The sequence below is a fragment of the Mesorhizobium sp. M0074 genome (genome assembly GCF_040322975.1).
Lineage (GTDB): Bacteria > Pseudomonadota > Alphaproteobacteria > Rhizobiales > Rhizobiaceae > Mesorhizobium.
This window is the reverse complement of the sequence record NZ_JAMYUM010000024.1, coordinates 1-26,257: the sequence shown is the minus strand read 5'-3', so window position 1 is coordinate 26,257 and position 26,257 is coordinate 1. Positions and strand designations below refer to the sequence as shown.

23 protein-coding genes and 6 pseudogenes are annotated in these 26,257 nt (G+C 59.5%); 14 read left to right on the top strand and 15 right to left on the bottom strand.

Annotated features, from left to right (window positions below; translation table 11 throughout):
* Positions 1 to 62 precede the first annotated feature (62 nt).
* On the top strand, positions 63 to 1,616 hold the full coding sequence (locus tag NKJ73_RS26910) for an adenylosuccinate synthetase (RefSeq protein WP_352571674.1): 1,554 nt from the start codon (positions 63 to 65) through the stop codon (positions 1,614 to 1,616).
* The gene (locus NKJ73_RS26905; protein WP_352571673.1) at positions 1,594 to 2,316 is read left to right on the top strand and encodes a DUF7002 family protein; all 723 of its coding nucleotides are present in this window, start codon (positions 1,594 to 1,596) and stop codon (positions 2,314 to 2,316) included. Before NKJ73_RS26910 ends, NKJ73_RS26905 begins: the two co-directional genes overlap by 23 nt.
* On the opposite strand, the gene NKJ73_RS26900 is transcribed toward NKJ73_RS26905, so the two are convergent.
* The 7 genes and pseudogenes from NKJ73_RS26900 to NKJ73_RS26870 all read right to left on the bottom strand — a co-directional run bounded on the left by NKJ73_RS26900 (position 2,313) and on the right by NKJ73_RS26870 (position 7,745).
* Positions 2,313 to 3,689 carry a hypothetical protein gene (locus NKJ73_RS26900; RefSeq protein ID WP_352571672.1) on the bottom strand — a complete coding sequence of 459 codons (1,377 nt, stop codon included), beginning with the start codon at positions 3,687 to 3,689 and terminating at the stop codon, positions 2,313 to 2,315. The genes NKJ73_RS26905 and NKJ73_RS26900 overlap by 4 nt on opposite strands.
* 167 nt (positions 3,690 to 3,856) lie before the next feature.
* A complete protein-coding gene (locus tag NKJ73_RS26895; protein ID WP_352571671.1) occupies positions 3,857 to 4,549 on the bottom strand; it encodes a metallophosphoesterase family protein in 693 nt (230 codons plus the stop codon).
* Positions 4,550 to 4,631: 82 nt separating this feature from the next.
* Positions 4,632 to 4,820 (bottom strand): annotated as a pseudogene (locus NKJ73_RS26890) (metallophosphoesterase); the annotation flags it as partial.
* Positions 4,821 to 4,948: 128 nt separating this feature from the next.
* Positions 4,949 to 6,295, bottom strand: coding sequence for a BilD N-terminal domain-containing protein (locus tag NKJ73_RS26885; RefSeq protein WP_352571670.1), 1,347 nt, complete (start codon positions 6,293 to 6,295; stop codon positions 4,949 to 4,951).
* A 5-nt stretch (positions 6,296 to 6,300) separates the two neighbouring features.
* Positions 6,301 to 6,816: a hypothetical protein gene (locus tag NKJ73_RS26880; RefSeq protein WP_352571669.1), complete on the bottom strand. Its 516-nt coding sequence runs from the start codon at positions 6,814 to 6,816 to the stop codon at positions 6,301 to 6,303.
* Positions 6,770 to 7,270, bottom strand: a complete 501-nt coding sequence (locus NKJ73_RS26875) for a DUF7665 family protein (protein WP_352571668.1) — start codon at positions 7,268 to 7,270, stop codon at positions 6,770 to 6,772. Before NKJ73_RS26875 ends, NKJ73_RS26880 begins: the two co-directional genes overlap by 47 nt.
* Positions 7,263 to 7,745, bottom strand: a complete 483-nt coding sequence (locus NKJ73_RS26870; RefSeq protein ID WP_352571667.1) for a hypothetical protein — start codon at positions 7,743 to 7,745, stop codon at positions 7,263 to 7,265. Before NKJ73_RS26870 ends, NKJ73_RS26875 begins: the two co-directional genes overlap by 8 nt.
* Before the next feature lie 171 nt (positions 7,746 to 7,916).
* On the opposite strand from NKJ73_RS26870, the gene NKJ73_RS26865 reads away from it, so the two are divergent.
* Both NKJ73_RS26865 and NKJ73_RS26860 read left to right on the top strand, forming a co-directional pair.
* Entirely contained in the window at positions 7,917 to 8,216 is a 300-nt protein-coding gene (locus NKJ73_RS26865; protein WP_224596501.1) for a hypothetical protein, read from the top strand.
* Positions 8,213 to 9,364 carry an ImmA/IrrE family metallo-endopeptidase gene (locus tag NKJ73_RS26860; RefSeq protein ID WP_352571666.1) on the top strand — a complete coding sequence of 384 codons (1,152 nt, stop codon included), beginning with the start codon at positions 8,213 to 8,215 and terminating at the stop codon, positions 9,362 to 9,364. The genes NKJ73_RS26865 and NKJ73_RS26860 overlap by 4 nt, the downstream gene beginning before the upstream one ends.
* Positions 9,365 to 9,582: 218 nt before the next feature.
* Here NKJ73_RS26860 and scpB read toward each other — a convergent pair whose 3' ends face one another.
* Positions 9,583 to 10,263 (bottom strand): SMC-Scp complex subunit ScpB, encoded by a 681-nt coding sequence (gene scpB, locus NKJ73_RS26855; RefSeq protein WP_352571665.1) that lies wholly within the window; start codon positions 10,261 to 10,263, stop codon positions 9,583 to 9,585.
* Between the two features lie 2 nt (positions 10,264 to 10,265).
* The gene (locus tag NKJ73_RS26850) at positions 10,266 to 11,222 is read right to left on the bottom strand and encodes a DUF1403 family protein (RefSeq protein ID WP_352571664.1); all 957 of its coding nucleotides are present in this window, start codon (positions 11,220 to 11,222) and stop codon (positions 10,266 to 10,268) included.
* 169 nt (positions 11,223 to 11,391) lie between these two features.
* Here NKJ73_RS26850 and NKJ73_RS26845 point away from each other — a divergent pair, with 169 nt between their 5' ends.
* From NKJ73_RS26845 to NKJ73_RS26835, 3 genes are read left to right on the top strand one after another with little or no spacing between them, the layout of a single operon-like run.
* Positions 11,392 to 11,649: a type II toxin-antitoxin system VapB family antitoxin gene (locus tag NKJ73_RS26845; RefSeq protein ID WP_031195575.1), complete on the top strand. Its 258-nt coding sequence runs from the start codon at positions 11,392 to 11,394 to the stop codon at positions 11,647 to 11,649.
* Positions 11,649 to 12,035, top strand: coding sequence for a type II toxin-antitoxin system VapC family toxin (locus tag NKJ73_RS26840; RefSeq protein WP_352571663.1), 387 nt, complete (start codon positions 11,649 to 11,651; stop codon positions 12,033 to 12,035). The genes NKJ73_RS26845 and NKJ73_RS26840 overlap by 1 nt, the downstream gene beginning before the upstream one ends.
* A complete protein-coding gene (locus NKJ73_RS26835) occupies positions 12,032 to 13,165 on the top strand; it encodes a site-specific integrase (RefSeq protein WP_352571662.1) in 1,134 nt (377 codons plus the stop codon). Before NKJ73_RS26840 ends, NKJ73_RS26835 begins: the two co-directional genes overlap by 4 nt.
* A 254-nt stretch (positions 13,166 to 13,419) precedes the next feature.
* Here the strand turns inward: NKJ73_RS26835 and NKJ73_RS26830 are convergent, their stop codons facing one another.
* Complete coding sequence (locus NKJ73_RS26830) at positions 13,420 to 15,081, bottom strand: tannase/feruloyl esterase family alpha/beta hydrolase (RefSeq protein ID WP_156937414.1); 1,662 nt, start codon at positions 15,079 to 15,081, stop codon at positions 13,420 to 13,422.
* Positions 15,082 to 15,221: 140 nt separating this feature from the next.
* Between NKJ73_RS26830 and NKJ73_RS26825 the strand changes: the two are divergent.
* Both NKJ73_RS26825 and NKJ73_RS26820 read left to right on the top strand, forming a co-directional pair.
* A pseudogene (locus NKJ73_RS26825) lies at positions 15,222 to 15,437 on the top strand (leucine zipper domain-containing protein); the annotation flags it as partial.
* Positions 15,431 to 15,818 (top strand): annotated as a pseudogene (locus tag NKJ73_RS26820) (Tn3 family transposase); the annotation flags it as partial. The pseudogenes NKJ73_RS26825 and NKJ73_RS26820, both read left to right, overlap by 7 nt.
* Before the next feature lie 977 nt (positions 15,819 to 16,795).
* Here the strand turns inward: NKJ73_RS26820 and NKJ73_RS26810 are convergent.
* Positions 16,796 to 17,113: pseudogene (locus NKJ73_RS26810) on the bottom strand (integrase core domain-containing protein); the annotation flags it as partial.
* Between the two features lie 5 nt (positions 17,114 to 17,118).
* Between NKJ73_RS26810 and NKJ73_RS26805 the strand changes: the two are divergent.
* Positions 17,119 to 17,496: pseudogene (locus tag NKJ73_RS26805) on the top strand (IS30 family transposase); the annotation flags it as partial.
* 50 nt (positions 17,497 to 17,546) lie between these two features.
* On the opposite strand, the gene tyrS reads toward NKJ73_RS26805, so the two are convergent.
* On the bottom strand, positions 17,547 to 18,806 hold the full coding sequence (gene tyrS, locus NKJ73_RS26800; RefSeq protein WP_031212411.1) for a tyrosine--tRNA ligase: 1,260 nt from the start codon (positions 18,804 to 18,806) through the stop codon (positions 17,547 to 17,549).
* A gap of 387 nt (positions 18,807 to 19,193) precedes the next feature.
* Here tyrS and NKJ73_RS26795 point away from each other — a divergent pair, with 387 nt between their 5' ends.
* The 3 genes from NKJ73_RS26795 to NKJ73_RS26785 all read left to right on the top strand — a co-directional run bounded on the left by NKJ73_RS26795 (position 19,194) and on the right by NKJ73_RS26785 (position 22,866).
* Positions 19,194 to 19,460 carry a type II toxin-antitoxin system prevent-host-death family antitoxin gene (locus NKJ73_RS26795; protein WP_023679089.1) on the top strand — a complete coding sequence of 89 codons (267 nt, stop codon included), beginning with the start codon at positions 19,194 to 19,196 and terminating at the stop codon, positions 19,458 to 19,460.
* A complete protein-coding gene (locus NKJ73_RS26790; protein ID WP_352480554.1) occupies positions 19,457 to 19,879 on the top strand; it encodes a type II toxin-antitoxin system VapC family toxin in 423 nt (140 codons plus the stop codon). Before NKJ73_RS26795 ends, NKJ73_RS26790 begins: the two co-directional genes overlap by 4 nt.
* A gap of 920 nt (positions 19,880 to 20,799) precedes the next feature.
* The gene (locus tag NKJ73_RS26785) at positions 20,800 to 22,866 is read left to right on the top strand and encodes a carbamoyltransferase family protein (RefSeq protein WP_023679092.1); all 2,067 of its coding nucleotides are present in this window, start codon (positions 20,800 to 20,802) and stop codon (positions 22,864 to 22,866) included.
* Here the strand turns inward: NKJ73_RS26785 and NKJ73_RS26780 are convergent.
* Positions 22,858 to 23,130, bottom strand: coding sequence for a hypothetical protein (locus NKJ73_RS26780; protein ID WP_031212413.1), 273 nt, complete (start codon positions 23,128 to 23,130; stop codon positions 22,858 to 22,860). The genes NKJ73_RS26785 and NKJ73_RS26780 overlap by 9 nt on opposite strands.
* Before the next feature lie 318 nt (positions 23,131 to 23,448).
* Between NKJ73_RS26780 and NKJ73_RS26775 the strand changes: the two genes are divergently transcribed.
* Complete coding sequence (locus NKJ73_RS26775) at positions 23,449 to 24,633, top strand: glycosyltransferase family 9 protein (protein WP_352571661.1); 1,185 nt, start codon at positions 23,449 to 23,451, stop codon at positions 24,631 to 24,633.
* A gap of 331 nt (positions 24,634 to 24,964) precedes the next feature.
* On the opposite strand, the gene NKJ73_RS26770 is transcribed toward NKJ73_RS26775, so the two are convergent.
* Complete coding sequence (locus NKJ73_RS26770; protein WP_352571733.1) at positions 24,965 to 25,858, bottom strand: helix-turn-helix domain-containing protein; 894 nt, start codon at positions 25,856 to 25,858, stop codon at positions 24,965 to 24,967.
* A 96-nt stretch (positions 25,859 to 25,954) separates the two neighbouring features.
* Positions 25,955 to 26,092: pseudogene (locus NKJ73_RS26765) on the bottom strand (recombinase zinc beta ribbon domain-containing protein); the annotation flags it as partial.
* Positions 26,093 to 26,257 lie beyond the last annotated feature (165 nt).

Genomic DNA, 26,257 nt, shown 5'->3' with positions numbered 1-26,257 from the left:
GGCAGGAGGTTGCGCTGAAACCAATTTTCTTGGTGTCCGGTCCGCTTGCGGTCGGAAAATCGATGTTTACCGAGCAATTGACGTCACGTTTCGACGCGAAGCGCGTATCTACACGGGCGCTATTGCTTCGCGCTAGCGATACCGATGAGCGCGACGCACTGATCAAGCTTGGCGACAAGCTCGACATTGAGACGAACGGAAAGTGGGTCCTCGATCAGTTTCTGGCTGAAACGAACGGGGCTCCGGCGGATCGGATCTGGCTGGTGGATGCGGTCCGGACGCTGGACCAAGTTAAGCACTTCCGAAACGAATTCGGTGACAGGGTCGTTCACGTCCACCTCACCGCGCCGATTGGTGTGTTGCGCGAGCGTTACCTAGCACGCAAGGCGGAGATCCGGGAGTTCAACAGCTACGACGAGGCACGCGAGCACGGGGCGACGGAAAGCAAGATCGAGGCGCTCGCGGAAGTCGCTAACGTGGCTTTGGAAACCCACCGTTCCAGCCCCCGATCGTTGCTAGCCCAGGCAACTGCGGGACTGGGCCTGTTTCCGCGCGAGGTTGCCCGGTGTGTCGACGTTTTGGTCGGTGCTCAGTACGGAAGCGAGGGGAAGGGCAATATCTGCGCCTTCATCGCCAGGGATTACGATGTTCTGGTGCGGGTAGGCGGACCTAATGCCGGGCATAAGGTCGCCGATCCCAAATACGACTACATCCAGCTGCCATCAGGAACGCAAAGCAACCCTGGTGCGAAGATCCTGATCGGCGCCGGCGCAACCCTCTCAGTCAAGCAGGTGCTCAAGGAGATTACTGACCTCAAGCTCACCGAAGACAGGCTGTCGATCGATCCGCAGGCCATCATCATCGAGGACAGCGACATCGCGCGGGAAGCGGGCACCCTCGAGGTGATCGGCTCGACGAAAAAGGGTGTCGGAGTTGCTACGGCACGGAAAATTTTAGGGCGAGACGGCAACGAGTACTGGGGCAGCAACGTCCGCCTCGCCAAACAGATAGCGGAGTTTAAGCCGTTCATTCGTGACACCAAGGTCGAGCTCGAGAAGGCTTATGCTGCCGGCAAGTCGGTCCTCCTCGAGGGCACTCAGGGAACCGATCTCAGCCTGCATCACGGGGAATACCCATTCGTAACCTCGCGCGAGACAACAGCATCCGGTTGCCTCGCCGATGCTGGCATAGGACCAACGAGAGTCCGACGGGTGATAATGGTTATGCGGACCTACCCTATCCGCGTTGGCGGCACGTCGGGGCCGATGATGCACGAGATTACGGTCGAGGACATTGCCGCGCGGAGCGATATTCCGGCGTCGGACCTGCATAAGATCGAAGTTGGCACCGTTTCCGGGAAGGAACGCCGCATCGCCGAGTTTGACTGGGAGCAGGTGCGGCGCGCCGCCAGCATCAACGGGGTAACCGATATCGCGCTGACCTTCGCCGACTATCTCGGAATCGACAATCGCAAGGCGAAAACCTTCGAGGAACTCAACGCGACCACTAGGGACTTCATCGAGCGGGTGGAGAAGGTCACCAACGCCCGGGTGTCGCTGATTTCCAAGGATTTCGGGAAGGACGCCATCATCATTGACCGGCGGCAGTGGAACTGAGGAGCTGCCGGTGCAGGAAAACGAATTGATCAGCATCTATCCGCGGCTGTACCACATGGCGGAGGACGGTTCGTTCCCGTCGATCCGTGACCACGGGCTGATGAGCGCGACGGCGCTCCTCGATGCCTATGGGATTTCTGGCGATCAGCGACTTGACATTGAGGAGAGGCTTCGGCCCGAGAGCGTCGACATTGCAAAGGATGGACTGCCCAACGCCGTCATCCGCGACAACAAGCCGATGAGCGACAGCGCGCTCCAGAAGTGCCTTCAGGACGGGCTGACACCATTTCAGTGGTACAAGATCCTCAATGGCAAAACCTTCTTCTGGCTGCACAAGAAGCGGTTGTACAGGCTTCTGGCAGCCAAGGCATACCGCGATCGGCCGCACACAATTCTGACGTTTGACACTGCGTCCCTGGTCGCCGCCCACCGCGACAGCATCCTCCTCAGCCCGATAAACAGCGGGTCCACTATCATGAATCCCCAACCGAGGGGGAAGAGTACGTTCATGAAGATTGCCGACTATCCGTTTGCCGAGCGAAGGAAAACGAGACCGTTGGAAAATGCCTTGGTCGAGCTGACGGTCGCCTACAGCGTCCCGGATGCCGCCAGCCACCTTTTGGTAGCGCAACGCGTCAACGGCGACGAAATCGAGGACCTTTGGCGGAAGCCAGGCAGCCATCCGCACGAGGGCCTCTAGGCTGGCACTGCCAACCTGGCTGGTCGCTTGGCCTTTCTGACGAGGTCGGCCAAGTGACTAGTAAGTCCGATCTCGCCTTGAATCTTCACCCCCGCATCGGCCGGCATGTCATGCAGGAATGTTCGCAGTGCCTCGAGCCCTTCGGCCGCTTCGAAGGTCAGCCAGTGGGCCGCCTCTCCCGGCACCAGAACAGCCTGTGATGTGTGGGTCGCACCGCGATGGAGCTGTACCACCCAGACTGTCTGTCCGTCATAGACCCACTCGAAGCGCACGGCTCCAAGCGAGCGGGACAACATGTCGTAAACCGCGTCGATCTGCTCGGCGACCGCAGATGGCAGCTCTTCGGGGTGATCGATACCCAGCATCAAACCATCGCCCTCACCGGAGCGACCTTCCACGAGCAGGGTCCCGTCGATCGTGACAATGGCAGCGCCTGAATAGGCAGCCGGTACCGCGGCCTGGCAAATTACGGAAGCGATGGCAGTGTGGTTGGGATCCTCCACGGACATAAGTTTGAATGGGTCAGTCCAGCCCTTGAGGGTTGTGTACCTTCCTGGCTCTGGCTCATGCGGACAGGTGCGGGTCCAGACCTCGTGACTTCCCGTCGGCTTTCCGAAGGTGAATGGGGCAACGCGCCGCCCGAAGACAGTGGTAGCTGGCACATTTGCGCCTACGAGCTCGGCCATGAGCAGACCGAACGCCTTGTCACCGATATGTCGGCTGAAGCGGTTGGGCCAATTCATGCTGGCAGTCGCCGCCACCGTATTTTCGGGCTCCGACTCCCAGCATAGCGTGTGGCTGTTCTTCCATCCGCGTGGCCGAGGATGAATGCTGAACTCGAGCCGTCCCTTGCTCTGCATCTTTAGCTCAGGTCGAAATCCATAGACCTTCGTGAGCAGATCAAGCGCCCAAGGCACGGGTAGGGAGGCCACTCCGGGCTTCTCCACGCACCGCGGTGTGTCATCAGGAGCGAACTCCATAATGCCGCCCTGGATCACCCCGGAAACCCCACCATCATTGATGTCGATGGTCTCATTGGCGATCACGAACAGGCCCAATGAAATAAGCCGCTTCAGTCCGGCGAGGGCTTCCTGCACGTCGCGTACCCCGTAGACAAACTCTTTGCTCCGCGGACTGTCCGGGGCGTAGCTGCGCAGATTTATCGAGGCATCCACACTCGCGGCCAACAGCGCGGCAAGTGCCTCTTGGGCGTCCCCGAAGTGGTGATTGGAAGGGTAACCGAAGACTCGCGAGTAGCTCTGAGAGAAGGCCCCACCGGACGTGGGAAAGAAGCTGATAAATTGCGCAACATTCCCCGCCCGAGCCAACGCGTCTAGCGATTCATCCTTGCGAAAATTCAAAGCGATACCCATTCCCGTTTCTTCATGGCAACAGCAAGCCGTCCCGGTAATGGGCACATACTAGGCCTTCGCGCCACATAGGCGAGCCAGTGATCCCCGCTTTCCCGCCAGTTTTGCACAGACTACGAATAATTGCACCGTAGGTTCAAATTCGCACCTTGACGCGCGAGGGATGAGGGTTAGGCCGCCGCCTTAGGCAAAATGGGAGAGATATCTAAGTTGCCACTGAAGAGGGATAAACCCACTTTGCCATCGGGACGCAGCTCGCGCATCGTCAGGTGCATTTCCTTGTCGCTCAAGCGGAAGATACAGTAGGTGTTGCGTTCGTTGCCGGGACGCCGCACCGGCGAGACGCCGGTACTGCCGTGTGAAACGACATAGATCGCCGCCTGTTGCGGAGCACCAGCGAGTGGCTGATTGTCATATTTGACCACCCGCGGCATATGCTCGTGGCCGTGAACAGCTAGCTGCACGCCGGCCTGCTGAGCAGCGTCCAGAATTCGTGGGGCATCTACCGAAAGCGTTATCCCCTTGTTGTTCAGCGTCGCGACATTGGTTACCGGCAATAAATGATGATGCAGGGCCATGATTTTGTATGTCGGTCGATCGATCCGCTCGGCGCCGAGTTCGCGCAACGCGTCGATTCCACTGTCGCCGATGTAGCCGTACTCGCTCCATTCTGTTTGAACGATGGTGCATGAGTTCAGCACCCCGATGGAACGGGGGGAGGCCCAGGAGAAGTATGACCGCAGCTTGGCTGAACGCGCGGCGTTGTCGGCGCGGCTCGCCACGATCGAGCGAAATGCGCGCGCCGCGCCCCTCCTGGGGGAGATAAAACGCAAGGCAAGCAGGCTGGCTGAACTGCCGGACATGCCGTCTCCTGCCAGGACTTGGAGTGGTAGCGTCGCGGGCTTGATTGATCAAGACGCACGCTTAAGAACCCGTCTCCAGGCGGCCATCGTAAAGATCGCCGGCAATGACCAGAGCGTCGACGCCCTCCGTCAGGCAAAGGTCGACGATTGCGACGAAAGCCTGACGGCTGGCGTCTCCCACGAGTTCGGCAAGAGTTGCGTTTCTCATCGCCAATGAACGCAGGGGCGAATCGAGATGAATGTCGGCGGTGTGGACGAATCGAAATACCATTGATGCCTCCGCAGTGGAGCCTAAAGGACTTTCGCCGTCGCAAGACATATGAAATCACGACGGGCGGCCGCCGCGCGTATTTCATCCACGATCTTCAGCAAGAATTGCCGGCAAAGGACAAGGCAAAGCTACGCGAAGGAGAACTCGAAGCCGCCCAGCCCCCTGCCAGGCACCGGATTGAAGACGCCAGCGCTCGCGGCCTCGACCGTGCCGAGCTCGACCTGGCTGATCTGGTTGGTGGGACGCAAGGCCGCAAGGCGCAACAGCTGTGCGATCGTCAACGCTCCTATCGCGGCGCCGACAAAGGGCACTGCCACGCTGGCTTCAGCAAGGCTGTATGTGCCGCAATTGCCGTGCTTGCGGGCATGCTCGCGGTAGGCGGGCTTATCCAGCACAGCGTCGACGTTCTTGGGAGCAGCGGGGCGCGACCAAAGTGTTTCTGGGTCGACGCCCCGCGGGATCACGCGGATCTGGGCAATTTCGAAGTCGATTGCGCCATACCCGACGCCGGCGTCGAGCACGAAGTCGTGGCAGCCTTTGGCGATTGCGATCCGAGCGGCCGGTTCATCGAGTCCCATCAGCATGATAACCGGATCCTCACTTGTCAGCCGCAGATCGCCGAAGTTGCGGCGTTCAAGAATTGATGTTTTCCACCCCGCGGCTTCGAGCCAGCGGGCCGCCACGCGGGTCTTGTGATTCTCGGTCTCGAAGTCGAGGGAACTGGTCAGTAGCCCGGTTGCGACGTTTTCCTTGCCCACGAGCTGATCGTCCTGCAGGACCGCATGACAACCAGCAACAGGTAGGAAACCGAGACTCCACAGGAAACCTTGGCCCAGGTGACCCAGACCGACAAACCACAGCTTGTCCGGCAGCGAGAGCGTTGTTGGCGGGTTCTGATCGCCATTCAGCCGCCAGGGGTTCCAGAGCGATATAGTCGCACGCCGCGCAATGCTACGGCGCCGACCAAGGGCCTTGGCAAAGACCTCTCGCACGGCAAGTGCGCCAGCAAAAATGCCAGCGAGTGGGTTGTCCGAATTACCGATTGGCTCATCATCAAAGGCCGGTAGGACGCCAGACATCCAACCATTCCACCAGCATCGGACAAACACCTCTTCGGCGTCGGCTTGCCCAATTGCGACCACGTGAGTTGCGTCCTTGGGGATGGATTGCGCGATCTCCGCACCGTGCAGCCGAGCGGCTTCGACAAGGGTCCTGTCCAGCCGAAACCGACGAGTGAGAGCGACATCGTCGCCGCACACCAGTGTGGCGCTGCCGAAGCACTTTACGGCGGTCACGACAGCCGTCAGCACGGCGGCCTGCCCGGCCGGCGTCGCGGCTTGTTCGGCATCGATGATAGCTGCAAAATGCACCGCATCGAGTATGGCGGTACCCTGCTCGAAGCCTTTGTCGGAATCGTTTGCATCGGTGATGGCCTTCACGATCCGGGAACGGCCGAGGTGGGGAATCTGGTTCATCGAGGTCACCTCAAGATGAGAAACGGTGCGCTTGCGCGCGAATGGTCGATCCATGCGCCGTTGCCGCGATACTCGTACTGACCGATACCGCCGGGCGTAACGGACCCTGAGGCAAAATCCGGCAGGATGAACGCGAAATGCCCGGCCCGCGGCATGACTGGATCGGCCTTGTCAGAAGGGCTTTGCCCGTAGCCATAGGGGTGTACATGAATGTCGGCGACGACCCGATAGCCGCGCGCACGGCATATTTCCCAAAGCCTGGGAAGCTTGTTGCCGTTGAACTTCACGATGCCGGTGTCGAGCGCATGCTCGTCGATGTCGTCGTAGTAGATGAAGGCGCGGATGATCTTGGGACCGCTTTCTGAAGCCTCGCCGATCAAAAACGCGCCACTCTCACGACGACGCCCTAGGGTGCGCCGGCCGAGTTCAGCCGCCCCATCCATCCACACGGCCGTATCGCATATGATTCGCGGCTCAGGCCCGTGCAGCCAGCCAAAGAGCCTGTTCAGCAACCAACGCATAGAGCTGCTCCATGATGAACGAGATTTCGCGGGTTCGATTCCAGGCTTCGTCCGGCCGCTTCATTGCCCAGTCGTTGTGCTGAGCTGCTCCGCGGTTCCAGGCCCTGTAGATGCCGCCTATCGGCGCGCTGCCCCATTCCTTCATGGCTTCGACAAAGCCGGGGGCTCCTGAGGTTGGCGGAGCCGGGCGCACTCCGCCCTGGGCATCGTCGGCATATGCCCAGCGCTCTACATACGGGCCCGGATCGGGAAAGCCCGAGCACTCCAGTCGGAAATCGTGCGAGAACGCAAAATTATCGGGACTGGTCACGAACTGAACGCGGACGAGGAGCCACGGCCAATTGACGTTCAACACCGTCCACCGGCCCTGGTCGACACCGGCGAGAAAGCGAACCGTCTCCAGTTGCTTCAGCAGCGTTTGCAATGAGGGCGTAGCTTCTTTTTCCTCAGCCATTCGTGAAGTCCTTGAGCGTCAAGTCGACCGTGACCGCGCAGTCGGCGTGATCTCCGTAGCGGCCGATCATTGCGTCTTTCGGCAGCGGCTGATCGGCTCCGGGCAGGATGAGGTTTGCCTTGGCCGCGGCATTGGCGTCGAGGTTGAAACCATGCTTGCCAGTGGCCCAGTGAAGGATGCGTAGGACGGTCGCGGCAGGCGAGAATTTGTGCTTCTTCGTGTCGCCGTCATAGCGGATCTCTACCGCGATATGGCGGCAGCGATGGACCAGCAACACGATGGCGCGGCGATCGCCGATCCCGGTCAACGGGTCGTCGCTGTCGTGTTCGAACACGTGTGCGTGCTCGAAACCGGCCACTGCGCGAGCAATGACGAGCAAAGCGTCGACATCGCCCTTGGCGATCTCGACGGTTTTTACATCGGGGATCGTCTCGAACTCGAGCTCGACGCGAACCTTCTTGTCGTCGTTATTCATTTTTCGCCTCCTTTTCGTTGGCAATAATCGAGGGTTGGGCCGGATGCTTGGCACCGGCGCGGTGACATGATAGTTCCATTCCGTGGAACGAGTCTGATATGCCATAAGCTGCGTCGGCTGGCAACCGCGATGGTTCCATTTTTGGGAACGATACCTTTGTTGGCGGTAGCCATGAAGCTGATGGGCACATCGAAGTTGAAGCAGCTGGCCTGCTCCTGCAGCGAAGAAGTGAGCGGGGCGGTGTCGGCACTCGTCGCCGAACTGGAAGATGGGCGATGGCCGACCGCGGCCGAGCTCGTCAGGTCCTATCCGTCAGCGATTGTCGATGGCGCGCACGTTCATATCCCGATCGAGGACGGGCTTTGCGCCGACCTTATCGTCAACTTTGAAACCGAGATGATGCTCATTGAATTCGCTGGCGCAGCAGCCGCGTCCAAACATGTACGTAAAAAGGGGAGAAGGGCCGCATGACGATACGACCAATTCGATCTGACGAGGATTACCAGTCCGCGCTCGAACAGGCTCACTCACTGATCGTTCGCCATGATAAACGATCAATTGACGATCTGGAGGTGCTCCAGGCTGTGATTGAGAAATGGGAAAAGCAGCATCACGGCATCGAGGGCGCGACCCCAGCTCAAGCTATCCACTTCCGTATGAATCACCTGAATTTGAGTCCACGAGATCTCATTCCTTATTTAGGGAGTAAGTCGCGTGTCTCCGAAATACTAAATGGACAGAGGCAGCCGACGGTAGATCAAATTCGAGCTCTAAATCAGCATCTGAAAATCCCGGTTAGGTCATTGGTTGGATCGGCCAAGCATGAACCGGCAACGCGACAATCATCTGCATCGTTAGCAGCTGCCAAAAGGCTTCGCGCACTTCGAATGATGAAACCTACTGAAAGTCTCTCGAGCTTTGTCTCGCGCGCCAACATCGTTGCGCCAGCGGTAGCAATGTTGCGCAAGACGCGCACAGAACGAACCAACGCAAAAACCGATCTATCTGCACTGGAGGCATGGTGTGCGGCCGTCCTGCTGCGCGCAGAACAGGTCTCTGTTAAACAAAACGTCAAGGTAGTCGATTGGGAAGCAGCCGCTAGGAAGTTAGCTCAAGTAAGCGCGAACGATAGGTGGCACGATGACCTGAAAAAAACACTCAACGGATTTGGTGTTGTCCTGATCATATTGGAGCACTTGCCAGGAACATACCTGGACGGCGCGGCCATGCGCAGGGCAGATGGAACCCCCGTGATTGCTCTTACACTTCGACATGATCGTCTGGACAATTTCTGGTTCACGCTTCTCCACGAGTTCGCTCATGTTGCTTGTCACCTCAGTGGCGAGACACCGATAATTCTGGATGATCTGGATGTGGCCAGCGACGACAAGGTCGAAAAGCAGGCTGATCGCTTCGCGACGGACGCACTCATTCCGGAAAAGATATGGGCAAGGGTGACCGAAGAGAGCCGTTCGGAAGACCTTCTCGCGGTGGCGGAGGAAGCCGGAGTTCATCCGGCAATCGCCGCCGGAAGATGGCGGTTTCAATATTCGGATTATCGACGGTTCTCCAAGCTCTTGGGGCCTGGCCAGGTGAAGGCAGCGCTGACAGCGGAATAATCTGGCAAAGACGGATCTATCTATCACCTCTGACGCGCTCCAGGAACGGGCTCAGCATGCGTGGAAGACGCGGCTACGTTCGTGCGACCGGTCTTGCGCTTGACGACCCTGGGATTACATTTGAGGCGCTGTTCTATTGCTTGTTTGCTCACGAAGGTTGTTGCCGATAGGCACCTTGCAGTTCAGCGACCGTCAGGGGACGCAGCCGGCTATCGACTTCACTCGAGGTCGTTTTGGCCGCTGGTAAACTCGGGCATGATGTCGCCGGCCAGCAGCTTTTCCTTCGACAGCAGCCCGGCGTCCTCGAGCGCCTCGAAATCCGGTAGCTGGCGCAGCGTGTCAAGCCCGAACTGCGACAGAAAAGTTTTCGTCGTCACATAGGTATATGGCGCGCCCGGTTGCGGGCTGCGCGGCCCCGAGGCGATCAGATCCTGCGCGCGAAGCATGCCGATCAGGTCACGCGAGATCTCCTTGCCGAAGAAGCTCGACAGCTCGCCGCGGGTGATCGGCTGGAAGTAGGCAATGCACATCAGCACGAGCGCCTCCGCCTGCGACAGCTCTTTCGACCCCTGTCCCGCGGTGCTTGCGAATGCTGAGTGAATAACGTCGGCAAACGCCTTTTTGGTCCGGTGCTGCCAGCCGCCGGCGACCGCGACCAGCTCATAGGGGCGGCCGGCGAGCTCGGCGCGGATGTCGTCGATGATCAGCTCGAGATTGCAGTTCTTCCCCACCACCTGCGCGAGGACACTACGTGTCACCGGTTCGCTGGCGGCAAAGATCACCGCTTCGACCCGGCCCATCCATTCGCGCCAGCGCAGTTCCGGTGGCAGATGTTCGAGCTCGGTGTCGAGCAACGCCGGCTGTTGGTTCGGCTTGAGGCGGGTGGACGCTTCGCTCATCCCTACAGCCCAAACAGACGAAAGGTGGTGCGGCCGGAAAGCTCGCGCACGGCATCGAGTTGTTGCAGCCGGTCGAACAGACGGCGCGCCGCAAACCGCGACAGGCTTTTGGTCGTCAGCGATCCGGAGAGGGCGTCGTCGTCGAGCAGTCTTTGGACCACATCGCCCGCCCCCTTTGCCCTGAGCTTCGGTGCGACGGCGATGAGCCGCTCCGCCCGCCGCGACAGCTCGGCGGCCAACCGGCAGGCGTCCGCCGCCGCCTGCGCCAGCGCCAGGCACACTGCCCGCTCAAACCCTTTTCCGCCTGGCCGGATCCGCTTGCCGCAGCCAGGCTTGGACCGAAACGCCGGGCCAAAAGCGTGTGCCATCAGCAGCGGCAGCGGGCGCGGCCAGCGCAGGTTTTGCGCCAGCACCAGGTCGGCGAGCCACCAGGCCAAAAGCTCGGAGTCGGACTGCATGGCGACGACGTGGGCGGCGATTGCCGCCGCGGCGAACGGCGCCGGCCGCCCCGAGCGCGCCAGGTCGTCGATGTGTTCACAAACCGCGGCCAGCGCCTCAACGTCCCAATGGAGCCCGAGCTGGTCGACCATCCTTTCGAGCCGATCGGCGCTGGCGGCAACCGGCTGCAGTGCCAACTGGCGCCATGCGCCAAGCACCGCGCCGGCGGGGCCCGGATCGGCGCCGGCCGGGCAAAGCTGCCAGGCGTCGCGCAAGGCGGCCTCGTCCTCCGAGCGCCCGGCCAGCCGCATGCTGGCGGCAGCGCATTTCAGCGCCAGCCGCTGGCGCCAGGCGCCGGCCCAGGCAGGCAGTGCGCGGGCAAGCACGTCGAGCGAAGCCAAGGCGGCGCCGGCGCAAAAGGCGGCGTCGGCGTCGGTGACGACGGCGCCGTTCTCCTGCGCCCAGGCCGGGACGGCCGGCGAGAGAGCGGGAACGGCGGCGGCGGGGTCGAGGCGAATCATGATTGTGGAGGGTAAAGCAGCCGTGCGCTTTTTGCGACAAACTTTGCACCAAAACGCACAGGCTGTCGGCGTTATAAAACGAATGATAATGTTGCATTATCATTCGTTGTTTACGAGCCTAGGGAACCATGGTAGAATACACCCGAAAGGTAGATTTTTGGAGTCTTTCGTGTCCCTGAACATCAAAAATCCGGCCACCGTCGCTCTCGCCGACGAACTCGCGCGCCGCCAGGGTATCAGCAAGACAGCAGCCATTCATCAGGCCCTTAGCGAGCGCTTGCATCGCTTGGGCTTTGGAGAGACCGCTCAGGAGCGTCTGCTGGCAGAATTGCGCGCCATCCGAGAAAGAGTTGCACGATTGCCTGAACTGGATAGTCGCAGCGACGAGGAGATCATCGGGTATGACGAGCATGGAATCCCTAACTGATGGTGATCGATACCTCAGCCGTTGTAGCGATCCTTCGGAGCGAGCCTGAGGCAGCAAGGCTGGAACGAGCGCTGGTCTTGGACCCAATCCGTCTGGTCCCGGCAACCTGCGTGCTCGAGGCACGCATGGTGCTGGTCAGCAGGCGCGGCGAACACGCATTGGCCGAGATCGATCTTTGGCTGCGCAAAATCGAGGCCGACATCATTCCTGTCAACTCCGAATTGGTTGATCTGGCGACCCAGGGTTGGCTGACCTACGGCAAGGGCCACCACCCGGCGGCGCTGAATTTTGCCGATTGCCTGTCCTATGCTTTGGCAAAGCGCGCAGATGAACCGCTGCTTTTCGTCGGCAAAGACTTCTCTCAAACGGATATCGAAGCGGCATGAGCATGGCTGGCGACGCGCAACGATCATCCGCTGCTTCCGGCGAGGACGACATGCCCGACATCGTCGATATCGTCATGCAGATGGGCGATGCCGACCTAGCCTCGTCCCCTCCCCTTCCAGCCATTGCCAATCCCAGCCTGCCTGCGCATCTTGAGGCGCTCGCCGGCCGCGCGCGCGATTATATCGAGGCGGCGAGTTCGGCCAACACGCGCCGCGCCTACGCAGCCGACTGGAAGCACTTTTGCGCCTGGGCGCGCCGGCAGGGTCTGGAAGTGCTCCCACCTGATCCGCAGACCGTCGGGCTCTACATCACCGCCTGCGCGTCAGGTACGGCCACTGGCCACAAAAGGCCCAACACCGTTTCAACTATCGAGCGCCGGCTTTCGTCGCTCTCCTGGAATTTTGCCCAGCGCGGCCAGCCGCTGGACCGCAAGGACCGGCATATCGCCACGGTGATGGCTGGCGTTCGCAACACCCACGCCTCCCCTCCCCGGCAGAAGGAAGCGATCCTGCCCGAGGATCTGATCGCCATGCTCGAGACCCTCGACCGCGGCACGCTGCGTGGTCTGCGCGACCGCGCCATGCTGCTTCTGGGTTTTGCCGGCGGCCTTCGCCGATCCGAAATCGTCGGGCTCGACATTGGTCGCGACCAGACCGAGGATTCTTCGGGCTGGATTGAGTTTTTTCCTGACAAGGGCGTGCTGGTGACCCTGCGCGGCAAAACCGGCTGGCGCGAGGTCGAGGTCGGCCGCGGCTCCTCCGACGCCACCTGCCCGGTGGCCGCTCTGCAGACCTGGCTAAGACTGGCGCACATTGCGCACGGACCTCTGTTCCGGCGCGTTGCTGGTCAAGGCAGAGCCCTCGGTGCCGATCGCTTGAACGACCAGGAGGTCGCACGCCTGGTCAAGCGCGCGGCCCTGGCCGCCGGCGTGCGCGGCGATCTGTCGGAGGGCGAACGGGCCAAGAAATTCGCCGGCCACTCCCTGCGGGCCGGCCTCGCCTCGTCGGCCGAGGTCGACGAACGCTATGTGCAACAGCAGCTCGGTCACGCCTCGGCCGAGATGACTCGAAAGTATCAGCGCCGGCGCGATCGTTTCCGCGTCAATCTCACCAAGGCGTCCGGGCTCTGAAAAGCCCCCTCCCCTGCCCCGTTTTGTCCGCTGGGATGAGGCGGTCAGATCTCAGGCGATAACAATACCTCATCGAGCACAGCGAGCGCTGTATCCAGACTATCGGCGGCCGACGCTTCGTAGTCAGGCATGATCATCAACTGCGTTATGGCACGGCCCACAAATTCCGGGTTTAGCTTTTCCAACCGATCCTTGGTCCGGGAGACCTGTTCCGGGAATGCGCGCAGATTGAAGCGAACAAATGACGAGGTCTCTTATCCCCGACACGAATAGCTCGCGATCTCATCGGGATTTCCCTTACCGTCATAGGCAGCTTGAGTGGGATAAGCGCAGATCGGCTGGTGCTTGCCAGGGAATGCCTTGCTGCCAGCCGCGAGAGAGTCCGGAGCCTTGTCTTGGTTTATCCAGCCCTCGATGGCGGCCAAAGGATCAAAGTCGTCGAAGGCTTGGCCATCGCCGCAGTGGGTCATCCCCGGGATTATGAACATGCGCACGAAACGGCGAGTCGCTTCCAAATCGCCGCCGCCTGTGACCTCGACGACTTGCTTGTACCAGCGCACCAGATCGTTGGCCGAGAAGACCGGATCGGAAAGTCCCTGAAACAAGAGCAGCTTTCCACCGTGGGCAGCGAAGCTGGCGAGATACGTGCCGGTCGCATCATTGAGCTTGGCCGTATCCGCAACGCGTGCCGGATCCTTGTCGAAGTCGAACTTCAGGGGGTCAAAATTCGGCGCCGGGGGCGTCATGAAGTAGTATTGAAGCGAGCGGGCTCCCAGAACGATGTTGTTTGCATCCGACTGGGAAGTGGGGGATTTGCCCAGCTTCCACATTCTCCAGTCCGCGCCCGCAACGCCCGTATCATATGGCCAATCGCTGTAAAGCTTTTCGCCATCGGAGCTTTCCGGACCCGCGAACGCGCGGCTCATGGCCTGCACTTGACCAGCCGTGAGGCAGCTGTCCGTCTTATCGCCTTGGCAGGACAGGACCTTTGGGTCGAACCGGCACTGCTGCCAGGCGTTGATGACGCCATCCTCAATGCCATCGCGGGCATCACAGGCAGCGAGAACCGCGTTGGCGACGAGGTTCAGATCCTGCTGGGAGAAGGCGCGGGATAGAATGGGATGGCCGGCCTCATCCTTGGGAGCGATGCTCATGTACTCGCGAGTATCCCAGGCTTGGGCAATGTTGGCGGCACTGAGACGAAAACCCGGGCTACCTGCAACAATCCCGTCGAACTCGAGCGGATATCGCTGAGCCGCTATCAACGCCTCACGACCGCCATTCGAGCATCCCATGAACACCGACTTTTTCGGAGCCGCCCCATAGAACTTGGCCACCACCTGCTTCGAGACCGAAGTGACTTTGCCAATGGAGGCGTACGCAAAATCAATGCGTGCGGCTTGATCGACCCCGAAAGCCGGATCGGGGCTTGGGTGCCCGCCATCCATGCTTACAACAGCGTAGCCGCGCAAGAGCCCGGGAGCCGCGGTCGAGTTCCGGCAAGGAATGGTCCCGACGGCCGGCGCCAGGAAGCCATCAACTGCGCCGCCGCCCTGGAAAAGGAACATGTCGTTCCAGGTCGTCGGAAGACGCACCTCAAACCGGGTGCCATATGATTGACCATCGACCCCCTGGCGTTTCCCGATAACACCTCGGACAAGGCAGTGCCCGCCCACTTTTACCGCCTGAGGCGAGGCGCCGGTGAATGCAGTGAAGGGATCTGCGGGGATCTCCTGCGGCTTTTGAAGGCTAGCCTCGGTAAAGATCACGCTTGGAATTGTGAGCTTGGCGATGGACCGGCACGCCTGATCCGACGCGTTTGCCGCCAGTGCAGGCGCACATACACATATGATCGCCAAAATCAGTGCCAGGGTGCACCCGCGGTCCCGCAGCTTGAGCCCGTTAGCCAAGAACATACCCATCCTCCCTGGATGCCCCCGATAGCCCGAAAGCTGATCGCATTGGTAGCTAGTTGTGAGCTTTCAGAAGGTTATCCATCCGGTCCGAACCGGGAAAGCTGAGGTTGTCGAAGCTTCAGTGATTCCAGTGGGACCGGATGAACATCCATAAGAGTACCCGTCTGACGCCGCTCGGTCGAGAGCGAATTGTAATGCAGGTCGAGAGCGGACAGACGCCTGAGGCCGTCGCCAAAGCCGCAGGCGTCTGCCCGCGGACGGTTCGCAAATGGCTCGACCGGTATCGCGCCGAGGAAATGCCAGGATTGCGGGATCGCTCATCTCGCCCTCATCGGCTGCGCCGGCCGACGCTGGTGCGCGCGAGCGGTTGGATGGGTTTCTGACCGAAATGTTGGCCGGTAACATAAGCCGCTTCATCTTGCTTCGCAAGTTCGAGCTCGGCAACAATTCCGCGGCGGCAAACCGGCTGCTTGACCGACTGGAGTTCCTGCGCGGTGGGTCTTGATCCGCAAGTGCTCGCCGGCATCCGCAACACCGCATCGCTCGCCTGCGTCGGCAGGGTGAGCGCTATGTTCACCGATGGCTTGCGCGATATCAGCTCGGATCGACGCTGGGCGATCCTTGCCGTTTGCGCCGTGGAATGGGAGGCGGCGGTCGCCGATGCCGTGGTCGAGACCCATGACCGGATCGTAAGGAAGACCTGGCGAGAGACTAAGGAGGAAACGGGCTTGACGCTGCAGAGGCTCTATTCGGCCGACATATGCGAGCAATTCTATGAAGCGGACCGCGACGCCATTAGCCTCCTGCCGGTTTTCGTGGGTTTCGCGGGGTCGACAGAGACGGTGCGACTGAATGCCGAACACAGCGAGTTTCAGTGGGTCCCCTTCGATCAAGCGGTCAACATGGTTCCGTTTGCCGGGCAGCGGAACGTGCTCAGGCACGTCCAGAAAGAGTTCGTCGAGCAAGAGCCAAATCGCTGGCTGTTAATTCATCCGCCACGCTAGGCAGCCGGGACGACGCGAGCGGCCGATTCCCACCCCTCCGGGCCGTCAGGGAAGGTGGAAAATCGACCCAAAGCGTCCTCCAAGCGGCGAATTTCGAAGTAAGTTTTCCGCCTTGCTGGAACCCTGCACCTTCATAGAAGCGCAGAGTGGACTCCCTCCGAGATCCAGTCGCCAACAGAACCTTGTAGCAATCGGCGTTCCATGCTTTGTCGAGCGCGGCATGAAGGACGGCGCGGCCCAGCCCAGTAGCCCAGTCCGGCGATGGTTGGCATCTGTCACGACGTTTTCGATTACCCCGTAAAGACGGGCTCCCCGGGACAAGTTGGGAACGATCGCGAGTGTGCAGGACGACACGAGCAGCCCTGCCATATCGACCACGAAGACAGTGATCCGATTCGTATGATTGGAAAGTGGATAGTGACAGACCCTCAGCCTTCAAACCAACAACACACGAGCATGGGCGGGTAACCGCTGCATGTCGGTTGTCCACCCTACTGAGACAGATGGGAACCGGACAGCTCGCGACCCTTTTCGGACCTTGGTTCGAGAAAGCTCTACCGGAAGCAAGATGTTCGTTCGTAACAAAATGGACCGATCTCTGCTCTGTGGCGTGTGCGTTCAAGCCGCTCGGGGCGATACCCGCAGAAACCAGCGAGCTTACCATCGAACACCTGCTAAGCTCATTAGCAATGAAGCAACGAAGGTGGAGGCTAGGTGTTTAGTCCCGGCATTTGATGGGTGGGATCGAGTCGGAACCGTTCGGGCTCTTTTGCCCAGATTTTGCAGATGAACTCGTAGGGTGTTAGGCCCTTGAAGGTCTTAAGCCGGCGCGCGAAATTGTAAGCTAAGATGAAGTCGGCGAGATGCCGGCGCAGTTGATCGTGATCGTCATAGTGGAAGCGCTTGACGGTGGCGTCCTTGATGGTCCGATTCATCCGCTCGACCTGGCCGTTCGCCCAGGGATGGTTGATCTTTGTGAGCCGGTGCTCGATGCCATGTTCGTCGCAGATGCCGTCGAAGATGTGCTGAAGGGATGCTGGTCAAGGTCGCCAACAAGGATACCGAAAGCGTCGTCTCGGCACTGATCAAACAGGCACGGAAACTCCCCGGCGAACTGTACCAGTCGTTGACCTGGGACCGAGGTAAAGAGCTCGCCGATCACCAGCGCCTGACCTTGGCCTCCGACGTCGAGGTCTACTTCTGTGATCCGCGGTCGCCGTGGCAGCGCGGCTCCAACGAAAACACCAACCGATTACTGCGCCAATATCTGCCGCGCGGAACCGATCTATCCCTGCACAGCCAGACTAAGCTCAGCGCGATCGCACGGCAGCTCAATGAGAGGCCGCGAAAGACCTTGCTTTATCAAACCCCAGCTGAAAAGTTCGCGGAGTGTGTTGCAGGGATCAGTTGAACCCACCCCGCTAAGCGGGCAGAATTTCTGCGACAGCATTTGCTGAAACCCTACTTTACAACAGTGTGGCGCTTCCGGCCGAGCGAAAGCCGGATCGGGAGGTCTTGGGACGATATCATTGTATCAATCTCGACGAAGTTGCCGTTGATCCGCACACCTCGTCCCGAGATCGCCCTTCGCGCTTCCCCTTTGGAGGAGGTCAATCCGGCGCGTACCAGCAAATCCACAAGGGCTACTCCGGCCAAGCCCTCGGCGTCATTTAGATGAAGCGTCGGTAGCCCCTCTGCGGCTTCGCCCTGCCCAAATGCTTGGCTAGCCGTGGCCTCCGCCTGTTTGGCGGCGTTAGTTCCATGTGCCAGGGCCGTAGCTTCGTTGGCCAGACGTTCTTTGACGGCGTTTAGCTCGGTTCCTTCAGCCTGTCCAAATCGCTCGATCTCGTCCATCGGCAGATCGGTGAAAAGCTTCAGGAACCGAACGACATCAGCGTCTTCCGTGTTACGCCAGAATTGCCAGTAATCGTATGGCGAAAGGCGATCTTCGTTGAGCCACACAGCTCCGGCAGCCGTCTTACCCATCTTGACACCTGAAGAAGTCGTCAGAAGCGGCGTAGTCACTCCGAAGACTTCCTTTCCATCCGTCCGCCGTATCAAGTCGATGCCATTGATGATGTTCCCCCACTGGTCGGCTCCACCCATCTGCAGACGGCAACCGGTCCGGCGGGATAGCTCAAGGAAGTCGAACGCTTGGAGGATCATGTAGTTGAATTCTAAGAAGCTCAGGTTCTCCTGCTTTTCCAGCCGCGACTTCACACTGTCGAAAGAGAGCATCCGATTGACGGAGAAATGCCTGCCGACGTCTCTCAGCATGTCGATCCAACGAATGCTGTCCAGCCAGTCGGCATTGTTCACCATCACGGCATCCGTCGGGCCGTCTCCGAAGACAAGGAGACGGTCAAAGACCTTTCTGATCCCTTCAATGTTGGCGGCGATCCGGTCGTCCGTCAGCATCGGCCGCGCCTCCGAACGGAAGCTGGGATCGCCGATGCGGGTGGTCCCACCCCCAATGAGAACGATGGGTTTATGGCCAGTCTGCTGAAGATGACGAAGCGCCATGATCAGAAGAAGATGGCCGACATGAAGACTGTCAGCCGTCGCATCGAAACCAGCGTAAGCGGGTACGACGCCTGCTTCAAAGGCGGCATCGACACCCGGCAGGTCGGTCCCTTGATTTACATAGCCGCGCTCAATGAGCGTCTTCAAAGCGGCCGAACATGGTTCGGAATGACCGGTTGATAAATCGGGAAGTGCCATAGGGAATCCTCCTGGTATTGCCGCCAGGGGGTCCTCTCAATGAACAAGCCGCCTGACGGCGGCTTGTTTCAAGGCATGATCGAAACGCGCCGCTCCTTATGGAAGCGTCGCATAATAGATTGCAGCGATGGGCGCGGACTTGATCATGTGCCGATGCATAAAGGACTTTATCCGCACCTGCAAGCAATCTGAAATGGCTACTTCGGGGAGCTGCCGAGCCTTTGTCGCGACGATTTTGCAACTGACTTTTGCACCGTCGCAGAACTCAACTTTTGCGACAACATCTCACCAAGGCGTCCGGGCTCTAGAAAAAAGTCCCCCTCCCCTGTTGCGGTCACTATGCATTTTTATATAGTCACCGTAGTCACAATGGTCACGGAGGCCAGAATGCAGTCTGCTCCAAAAGAGGATGCCAACTGGACCGTCGCTCGGGCCAAGGCGCGGCTGTCGGAAGTCATCGAGCGTGCGCAGGCGGCGCCGCAAACGATCACGCGCAACGGTAGGCCAAGCGTCGTTGTCGTCTCCGCCGAGGAATGGCAACGCAAGACGGTGCGCAAGGGTACGCTTGCGGAGTTTCTGCTGGAGTCGCCGCTACGCGGCGCGGAACTCGACCTTGAGCGTCAACGCGATGAACCGCGTGATCTGCCGCTGTGAGGCTACTGCTGGACACGAATGTCCTGTCCGAGGTGACAAGGCCGGCGCCGGACGCACGCGTTCTGGAATGGCTGGACAAGCTCGACGAGGATCGCTCGTTCATCAGCGTGGTGTCGATCGCGGAAATCCGGCGCGGCGTTGCTCTCATGGGCGAGGGTCGGAAGCGTGAGGCGCTGGCCGAATGGCTTGCCCGAGACCTGCCTCAGCGTTTCGAGCAGAGAGTCCTCCCCGTCGACGAGCCGGTTGCTCTGGCCTGGGGCGATCTGATGGGTCTTGCGAAGCGCCGCGGCCGCGGGCTGACGTCAATGGACGGATTGATCGCAGCCACAGCGATTGCCCAGGAGCTCACTCTGGCAACGCGTAATATGAAGGATTTCGAAGGCTTCGGAATAGAGCTCTTCGATCCGTGGACTGCGTGAATCGCCCAGCACCTCATCCCGAATGCTCGAAGCGAATTTCGAAAAAGAAGTGTGGGTTTGCTCTCATACCCTTTGCTGAAATGTTGTGACAGAGCGCATGGAATGCCACGCGCTTCAAATCGGAGTAGCCATCCAGGAAGCCTGAAGCCCTTTGAAGCGCATGTCCGTCAGCTATTCATAGCGTGGATGACTTTGATCGAAACAAACGATTTCATAACTCTTCGGAAATCTTGCATGGACAAAAGCACGTCCGCACCGATCACCCATCCAAGGAGAAATCTTCCATGCGCCCTGACGTGCAGTGGAGGTCGTGCCGAGAAGTGAGTCGCAACTGGCCGACCATGTCGGCGGTTCGACGCTAGTCGTCCCCAATGTTCCTGAGCTGCGAAGTCTTGCAGGCGAGCCCGCTGCCCAGCGCGATTCTGCTTGTGGGCGGGCTTATTGCCGCAGGCAGATCCGGTCGGCTCGTCTGGGCAGCGGATTGGAGACCCGGCCGGCAGCGCTACCATACAACATCAGCGCACTTTACATCTACGCGGTATTGCCGTGCTTCCAGTCGGTGCCATGTTTGGCCGACGCATGACGCGATGCGGCCTCCTGCACAGCCGAAGGCGTTATCGGATGTGCGACCGGGAAGCAGGTGGACAGTGCAGCACGTGTCACTCGCTGTGCGACGGTCTTTCGGGGAATGAAATCGGGCCAGTTCACGGCGCGGTGATCCAGCCAAGCTCTCGGCGTCATGGAACGGCAGGCGCCACGATCGAAGCATCTCATGTTGATTCAGGCGGACCCCTTATGAGGCGTTCTTTGATGCCGGTGATGCCTGACAGGCGGTTGCAGCTGCAAGCGACAATGCGGCCTATTTAGTTGGAAACGGAGGCAGGCCAATTTGGCTTGCCCGTCACTATGTGGAGAAAGAAATGCTGTGTCTAGGAATTAGCGGCGGACTTGACCAAGTCCATGAAAACCGATTCGAGCTTCGGAACGCCTTTATGCACGATGGCGCCGCGGTGCTCGTCCGAGACGGACGGGTGATAGCAGCCGTCGAAGAGGAACGCCTCAATCGGATGAAACACTCCAACAAGCTCCCAATTCGTTCGATTCAATACTGTCTGTCAGCGGCGGGGGTTCAGCTCAACGACATTGATCGTGTCGCGCTCTACGCCAGCGAGCCCTATGCCAACGCCATGCTTGAAGGTATGTCCGCATCCCACCCGGACATTCTCTCCATTCCGTTGGATGCTAAAACGTTGGTGCAGGATCTGTTAACGCGTGAGTTCGGCACTAAGTTGGACAGTTCGCGTATTTCATTCGTAAGTCATCATCAGGCGCACGCCGTGAGCGCCTTTGCAATGTCGGGCTTCGAACAAAGTCTCATTCTAGCGATTGATGGCTCTGGTGATTTCCTATCGGGCCTCTTGGCGGTAGGGTCTGGCACAGAAATTACGCAACTCGAGGCTTTCCCCGAGAACAATTCTCTTGGGCTGTTTTATCTCGAGACGATCCGCTATCTCGGCTACGGCTTGTTCGACGAGTATAAGGTAATGGGACTCGCGCCCTACGGCGACCCCGCTCCCTATCGCGAGCTCTTCGAGCAGTTCTACGAGCTCTCCGCCAACGGCGGTGGCTACCGTGTTCACCTCGACCGCATCGGTCCGGCGTTGCTCCGCAATATCGAGGTCAGGCGAAAGGGAATGCCCTTCACCCAGCAGCATCGAGATGTGAGTGCGTCACTGCAGGAAGCGCTTGAGCGGATCGTGTTCCACATTCTCCGGCATCACCGTGAGGCCACCGGCATGAAGCGGTTGTGCCTGGCGGGGGGGGTGGCCCACAACTGTACGATGAACGGTAAGCTGCTGTATTCAGGGCTTTTCGAAGACATCTTCGTGCAACCCGCGTCTCACGACGCTGGCTGCGCATTGGGAGCTGCGCTGATAGTCTCTAACGAGATGGGCCGCCCCGCGCCGTGTGAGCGACTGCAGGAGGTCTATTGGGGTCCTGATCTCGGGAGCGAGCGCGCCGTGCAACAGGAACTGAATGCATGGGCCGGACATCTCGAGGTTGAACGCTCTGATGACGTGGCAAGCAGTGCAGCCGACTGGATCGCCAACGGCGCCGTGATCGGCTGGGTGCAGGGTCGTTCGGAGTTTGGGCCACGTGCGCTGGGCAACCGCAGCATTCTTGCCGACCCTCGGCCCGCCGCAAACAAGGACCGGATCAATGCGATGGTCAAGAAGCGCGAAGGCTATCGGCCCTTCGCGCCATCTGTGCTGGAGGAGGATGCGAGCGAATTTTTCGACCTCCCGGACGGTAGGCACGAATTTCCATTCATGAATTTCGTCGTTCGCGTGCGTGACTCAAAGCGCGCCTTGCTCGGTGCCATCACGCACGTCGACGGTACCGCTCGCCTGCAAACAGTATCGCACAACGCCAATCCCGCGTACTGGGAGGTCATCAATGCGTTCAAGAAGCGCACAGGCACTCCAATTCTGCTCAATACGTCCTTTAACAACAATGCCGAACCGATCGTGGATTCGGTTGCAGACGCGATTGCCACCTTTCTGACGACAGAGCTGGATGGACTTGTGGTCGGGCCCTTCCTGGTAAAAAAGCGGGCTGCAACGCTGCAGGATTGGACTGCGCTTGCGGTTTCGTTGCCGCCCTATGTGTCCCTCCATCAAACCCGCGCTTACAAAGCGCCAGATCGTCGGGAAACTCACTGCGAGATCAGCACGACCCACTTCAACAGTGACAGTGTGCGAATTTCACACGACTTGTTTAATCTGCTGATGCGGATTGAGGGCGAAGCCATGTTGGGAGATCTCCTCAATACAATTGCGCCGGATCAGGCTAAGCGTGACGCTGTGATGGAGGGCCTGCGACGACTGTGGGAGCAGCGCCTCGTTCGGTTGCATCCCTCACAAGCTGCTCGCACGGATCAAGACTGCGATCAAACGCTGGACCAGCATAACAGGCTCTCAGCGTGATAGCGATGCCGCTATCCAAGCTCGGCGAATAAACGTGTTCATCGACGCCGCCTGCCAGCTCACTGCTGGCAGGCGGTCGACTTCATCACAGGGTTGATTCGTCCACTTCATGTTGGACGACCCGGACGCGCAGAAAAAAGCGCCTGCGGCGGGTCCTTTGTTAACCACCATGATGCGGGACCACAGCGACAGGGCGTGCCGGAGACGGTCAATCCGGCCGGCGATGTCGTCGCCGGCGGCGACGGTCTCATTCAGGATCAGCATCGACCAAAGAGCGAGGCCACTGCCGTTATGCTCGAGATCTGGGGACGGCGGCTTGGCGATCGCCGTCTACTCGGCGTTTCTCGAACTCACTGCATGCAAGACCGTGACGAAGCCCTTCACATTGCGGGTCGGGACATAGCTGGCTTCTTGGCGCGCTACCACCGCTAGAGATGCAGACTTCGCCCGACAGCTCCTGCTGGAGCGCGGTTTGGATCTGATGGCAGAATTCTTGCGGAGACGCGGACAAGTGGGGAGCACTCCAACCCTACACACGCGTCACTGGCTATCAGTGTTGACCGTATAATCTTCGGAATGGCAATGGCATATTTTACAAAGCACGACCGCAATCAAATTATATACCGCAGCTGGGAAGAGCCGGAACAGTCAAGCGCAAGGATGAGAATTTTGGTCCTCAAGCTTGATCATGTCGGCGACTTTTGGATGTCTCTAGGGCCCCTAAAGGACCTTCGTCAGCGTTTTGCGCATGCCCACATTACGCTGGTGGTGGGAAGCTGGAACATCGCTACTGCAAAACAGTTCGACCTCGCCGACGATCACATTGCTTTTGACTTTTTTCCTCGCAACCCAAAAGTCAAAACGCGCAAAAAAGCCGCCGACATAAGGCCGCTGCTGACCGGCGAGTTTGATCTTGCCATTGATATGCGTGTTCCGGAAGAAACAAGGCCCATCTTGCTTGAAGTCCCCGCCAGGCACCGTGCGGCGATAGTTGATCCGTACAGCATGCATCAGATCGATATTGCGATAGCGCCATTCAATCTGAAACTGCGCAGAACCATCCTCTACAAGCTGGTCCAAAAAATAGGGCTTGCTAACAAAATCCCTCGTAGATGGCTTGATTGGTTCATTGACCGCAAGCAGGTGCGTCTCCAGCATGTGTCAGAAATCCTCCTCTTTCTGGTCGCAAAGGCAGCTGCCTATTTCGAAAGCGGAGCGGGTCACCCACAGAATTCGACTACAGGCAATGCCCCGATTGTCGTGGCTCCGTTCTCCAATTCCAGCCTGCGAGATTGGCCGATTGAAAGTTTTGGCAAAGTTGTCGCTGCTCTTTCGACCCGTGGTGAGGTGGTCCTCGTTGCCCGTGGCGAATGCCTGGAAGCGCTTGAGGAGGTTGCGAACATAGCTCGGGATCGTGGAGCCGCGAACATTCGGACGGCTGTCGACTTGTCGGAATTGGAATTCAATTATCTCGTGAATTCGGCCGCGCTCGTCGTTTCGAACAATTCAGGCACCGGGCATGTCGCTGCCCAGCTTGGCCGCCCTACTATCGGCATTTTCACGGCGTCACATCTACCGGAGATTTGGGGGTTTCGAGGTCCCCTGGTCAGCATGCTTATGAGTGTTATTGAATGTCGCGGGTGTGGTCTGGACCAAGTGCGGCATTGTCCGGTCAAAGTCCGATGCAAGTTCGACATCACGCCGGATCTCGTGATTGCCGAGGTAAACGCCTTGATGAATCATTGTAAGGGTACGGCACAAGCTTAGTGGCTCGCGGTCACCATAACCGCGATTGCCCGGATCTTGGTCGCTGATTCAATCGCTACAAACATCTAAAGGCCGAAATTCAGAATTGAATCGACTTGGTCGAAGGACCGCAGTGGCGATGTCACCCCCTGGGCCGGGCGACCATTTCGTTTTCGTTCGCATGCCCGTCCATAGCGACAGCGCCACTAACAGCAGATGAACCACACAAAGTGAGGGAGACCCCAATTAAGTGCCAAGCGACAGCTGGCCCAAGGCGCCTGGCTGAAGGCGCATGAAAACCTCGTCATCACCGGGCAGACCGATCCCACGACATAATGCACACCTCGCTATGTTATTGAAAAAGCTGGATCTGCTGATCCTGTGATTGTGATAATGGACTGTGTCCGCTCCTGCCGGAATGGTGCTGGATATCGAGTTGCTCGATATCTTCATGACGGATGATCCAGGGCGTACCCTTGCAATACTGCTCGGCCTTCAGATCGCCGGCGCGGATCATGCGCAGCACGGTCATTGGCCGCAGGCCGAGCTTCGCAGCCGTTTCCTGCAATGTATACTCGCCGCGCTCCGACCGTTCGTCCTTTTTGTAGACGGCGATGTCGTGCTGGTTGCGGAAAGTGCAGACACGGGACTGCGTCCATCCGTTCAGACGACCCGTGGTTTTGCCGAGCCGGTTGAGAAGCGATGCGATCGCTCTATCCGGCAATTGGCGTGCCAGGGCACGGATCAGGTCCTCGATGTCCGGCGGGGCGCCCCAACGGTGATGGCCTGCCTTGTTCTTCCTGACCGAAAGCGCGGTATGGTCGCCGCCCTGCCAATGCACCAGCATTTTGATGTGGTCGTCTTCGATGGCGACGACAATCTCGCGGATCACGGCACGGATGATCCGCTTGCGCGTGATGGCGGTGGCGTTGGCATGATGCCATGCCAGTTCGAGATCGGCGCCCATGCGCAGCAGGCTCCGCCGTTCCTCTTCTCCCAGAGCCTCAGGCTTGTGGCGGTCGAGCGCGTCAAGCTCGTCCTGACGCTCGCGGACGGCTACGAGCGCGGCATTCCAGCGTCGCTCCAGTTCGCCTGCTACAAGCCGGTTGTCCGGGTCGACGGCGTCATACTGGCGGCGTGCATGGGCGGCTTCATAACGTGCCTGTTCGAGTGCGAGCTCCACATGGCGCCGCTTCTCTCCAGCCTGCACGGTGGAGGTCTCGATGGCCTTGATCGCCGCTTCCATGCCGAGCGGTTGAAGGCGTTGAAGAACCTCCGCGCTGACCGCCTGATCGACCCGCAACGATCCGAAGCCGATGCACGGGTCGGTTCCGTGGTTGACCTGCGCTCCGCGGCAATGATAGCGCCCCGTATTGCCGTTGCTGCCGGAATAGGAGACATGCAGCTTGCGGCCGCAATGGCCGCAGCGCAAGAGACCGCCGAGCAGCAACTCGCCCCGGCGAAGAGCACCGCGCGGCACCAGGCCTTTGCTTGTGGCATTGTCCGTGATCAGGCGCTGATTCCTCTCAAAATCGTGCCAGCTCAGGTAACCTTCGTGATGGTCGATGAGCAAGACCTCCCAGTCGGCGCGATCGCGCCTGATCCCACGCAAAATCCGTTTGCGTCCGGCCTCTATGGTGACTTT

Bases quoted from the DNA above. Each gene is read 5' to 3' on its own strand.
- NKJ73_RS26875 (WP_352571668.1), bottom strand. From the start codon at position 7,270: ATGGCTGAGGAAAAAGAAGCTACGCCCTCATTGCAAACGCTGCTGAAG.
- NKJ73_RS26780 (WP_031212413.1), bottom strand. From the start codon at position 23,130: ATGCTGATCCTGAATGAGACCGTCGCCGCCGGCGACGACATCGCCGGC.
- NKJ73_RS26885 (WP_352571670.1), bottom strand. From the start codon at position 6,295: ATGAACCAGATTCCCCACCTCGGCCGTTCCCGGATCGTGAAGGCCATC.
- NKJ73_RS26795 (WP_023679089.1), top strand. From the start codon at position 19,194: ATGCAGTCTGCTCCAAAAGAGGATGCCAACTGGACCGTCGCTCGGGCC.
- tyrS (WP_031212411.1), bottom strand. From the start codon at position 18,806: ATGGCACTTCCCGATTTATCAACCGGTCATTCCGAACCATGTTCGGCC.
- NKJ73_RS26910 (WP_352571674.1), top strand. From the start codon at position 63: ATGTTTACCGAGCAATTGACGTCACGTTTCGACGCGAAGCGCGTATCT.
- NKJ73_RS26895 (WP_352571671.1), bottom strand. From the start codon at position 4,549: ATGTCCGGCAGTTCAGCCAGCCTGCTTGCCTTGCGTTTTATCTCCCCC.
- NKJ73_RS26840 (WP_352571663.1), top strand. From the start codon at position 11,649: ATGGTGATCGATACCTCAGCCGTTGTAGCGATCCTTCGGAGCGAGCCT.
- NKJ73_RS26860 (WP_352571666.1), top strand. From the start codon at position 8,213: ATGACGATACGACCAATTCGATCTGACGAGGATTACCAGTCCGCGCTC.
- NKJ73_RS26830 (WP_156937414.1), bottom strand. From the start codon at position 15,081: ATGTTCTTGGCTAACGGGCTCAAGCTGCGGGACCGCGGGTGCACCCTG.
- NKJ73_RS26775 (WP_352571661.1), top strand. From the start codon at position 23,449: ATGGCATATTTTACAAAGCACGACCGCAATCAAATTATATACCGCAGC.
- NKJ73_RS26900 (WP_352571672.1), bottom strand. From the start codon at position 3,689: ATGGGTATCGCTTTGAATTTTCGCAAGGATGAATCGCTAGACGCGTTG.
- scpB (WP_352571665.1), bottom strand. From the start codon at position 10,263: ATGAGCGAAGCGTCCACCCGCCTCAAGCCGAACCAACAGCCGGCGTTG.
- NKJ73_RS26870 (WP_352571667.1), bottom strand. From the start codon at position 7,745: ATGAATAACGACGACAAGAAGGTTCGCGTCGAGCTCGAGTTCGAGACG.
- NKJ73_RS26865 (WP_224596501.1), top strand. From the start codon at position 7,917: ATGAAGCTGATGGGCACATCGAAGTTGAAGCAGCTGGCCTGCTCCTGC.
- NKJ73_RS26835 (WP_352571662.1), top strand. From the start codon at position 12,032: ATGAGCATGGCTGGCGACGCGCAACGATCATCCGCTGCTTCCGGCGAG.
- NKJ73_RS26850 (WP_352571664.1), bottom strand. From the start codon at position 11,222: ATGATTCGCCTCGACCCCGCCGCCGCCGTTCCCGCTCTCTCGCCGGCC.
- NKJ73_RS26785 (WP_023679092.1), top strand. From the start codon at position 20,800: ATGCTGTGTCTAGGAATTAGCGGCGGACTTGACCAAGTCCATGAAAAC.
- NKJ73_RS26880 (WP_352571669.1), bottom strand. From the start codon at position 6,816: ATGCGTTGGTTGCTGAACAGGCTCTTTGGCTGGCTGCACGGGCCTGAG.
- NKJ73_RS26770 (WP_352571733.1), bottom strand. From the start codon at position 25,858: ATGGAAGCGGCGATCAAGGCCATCGAGACCTCCACCGTGCAGGCTGGA.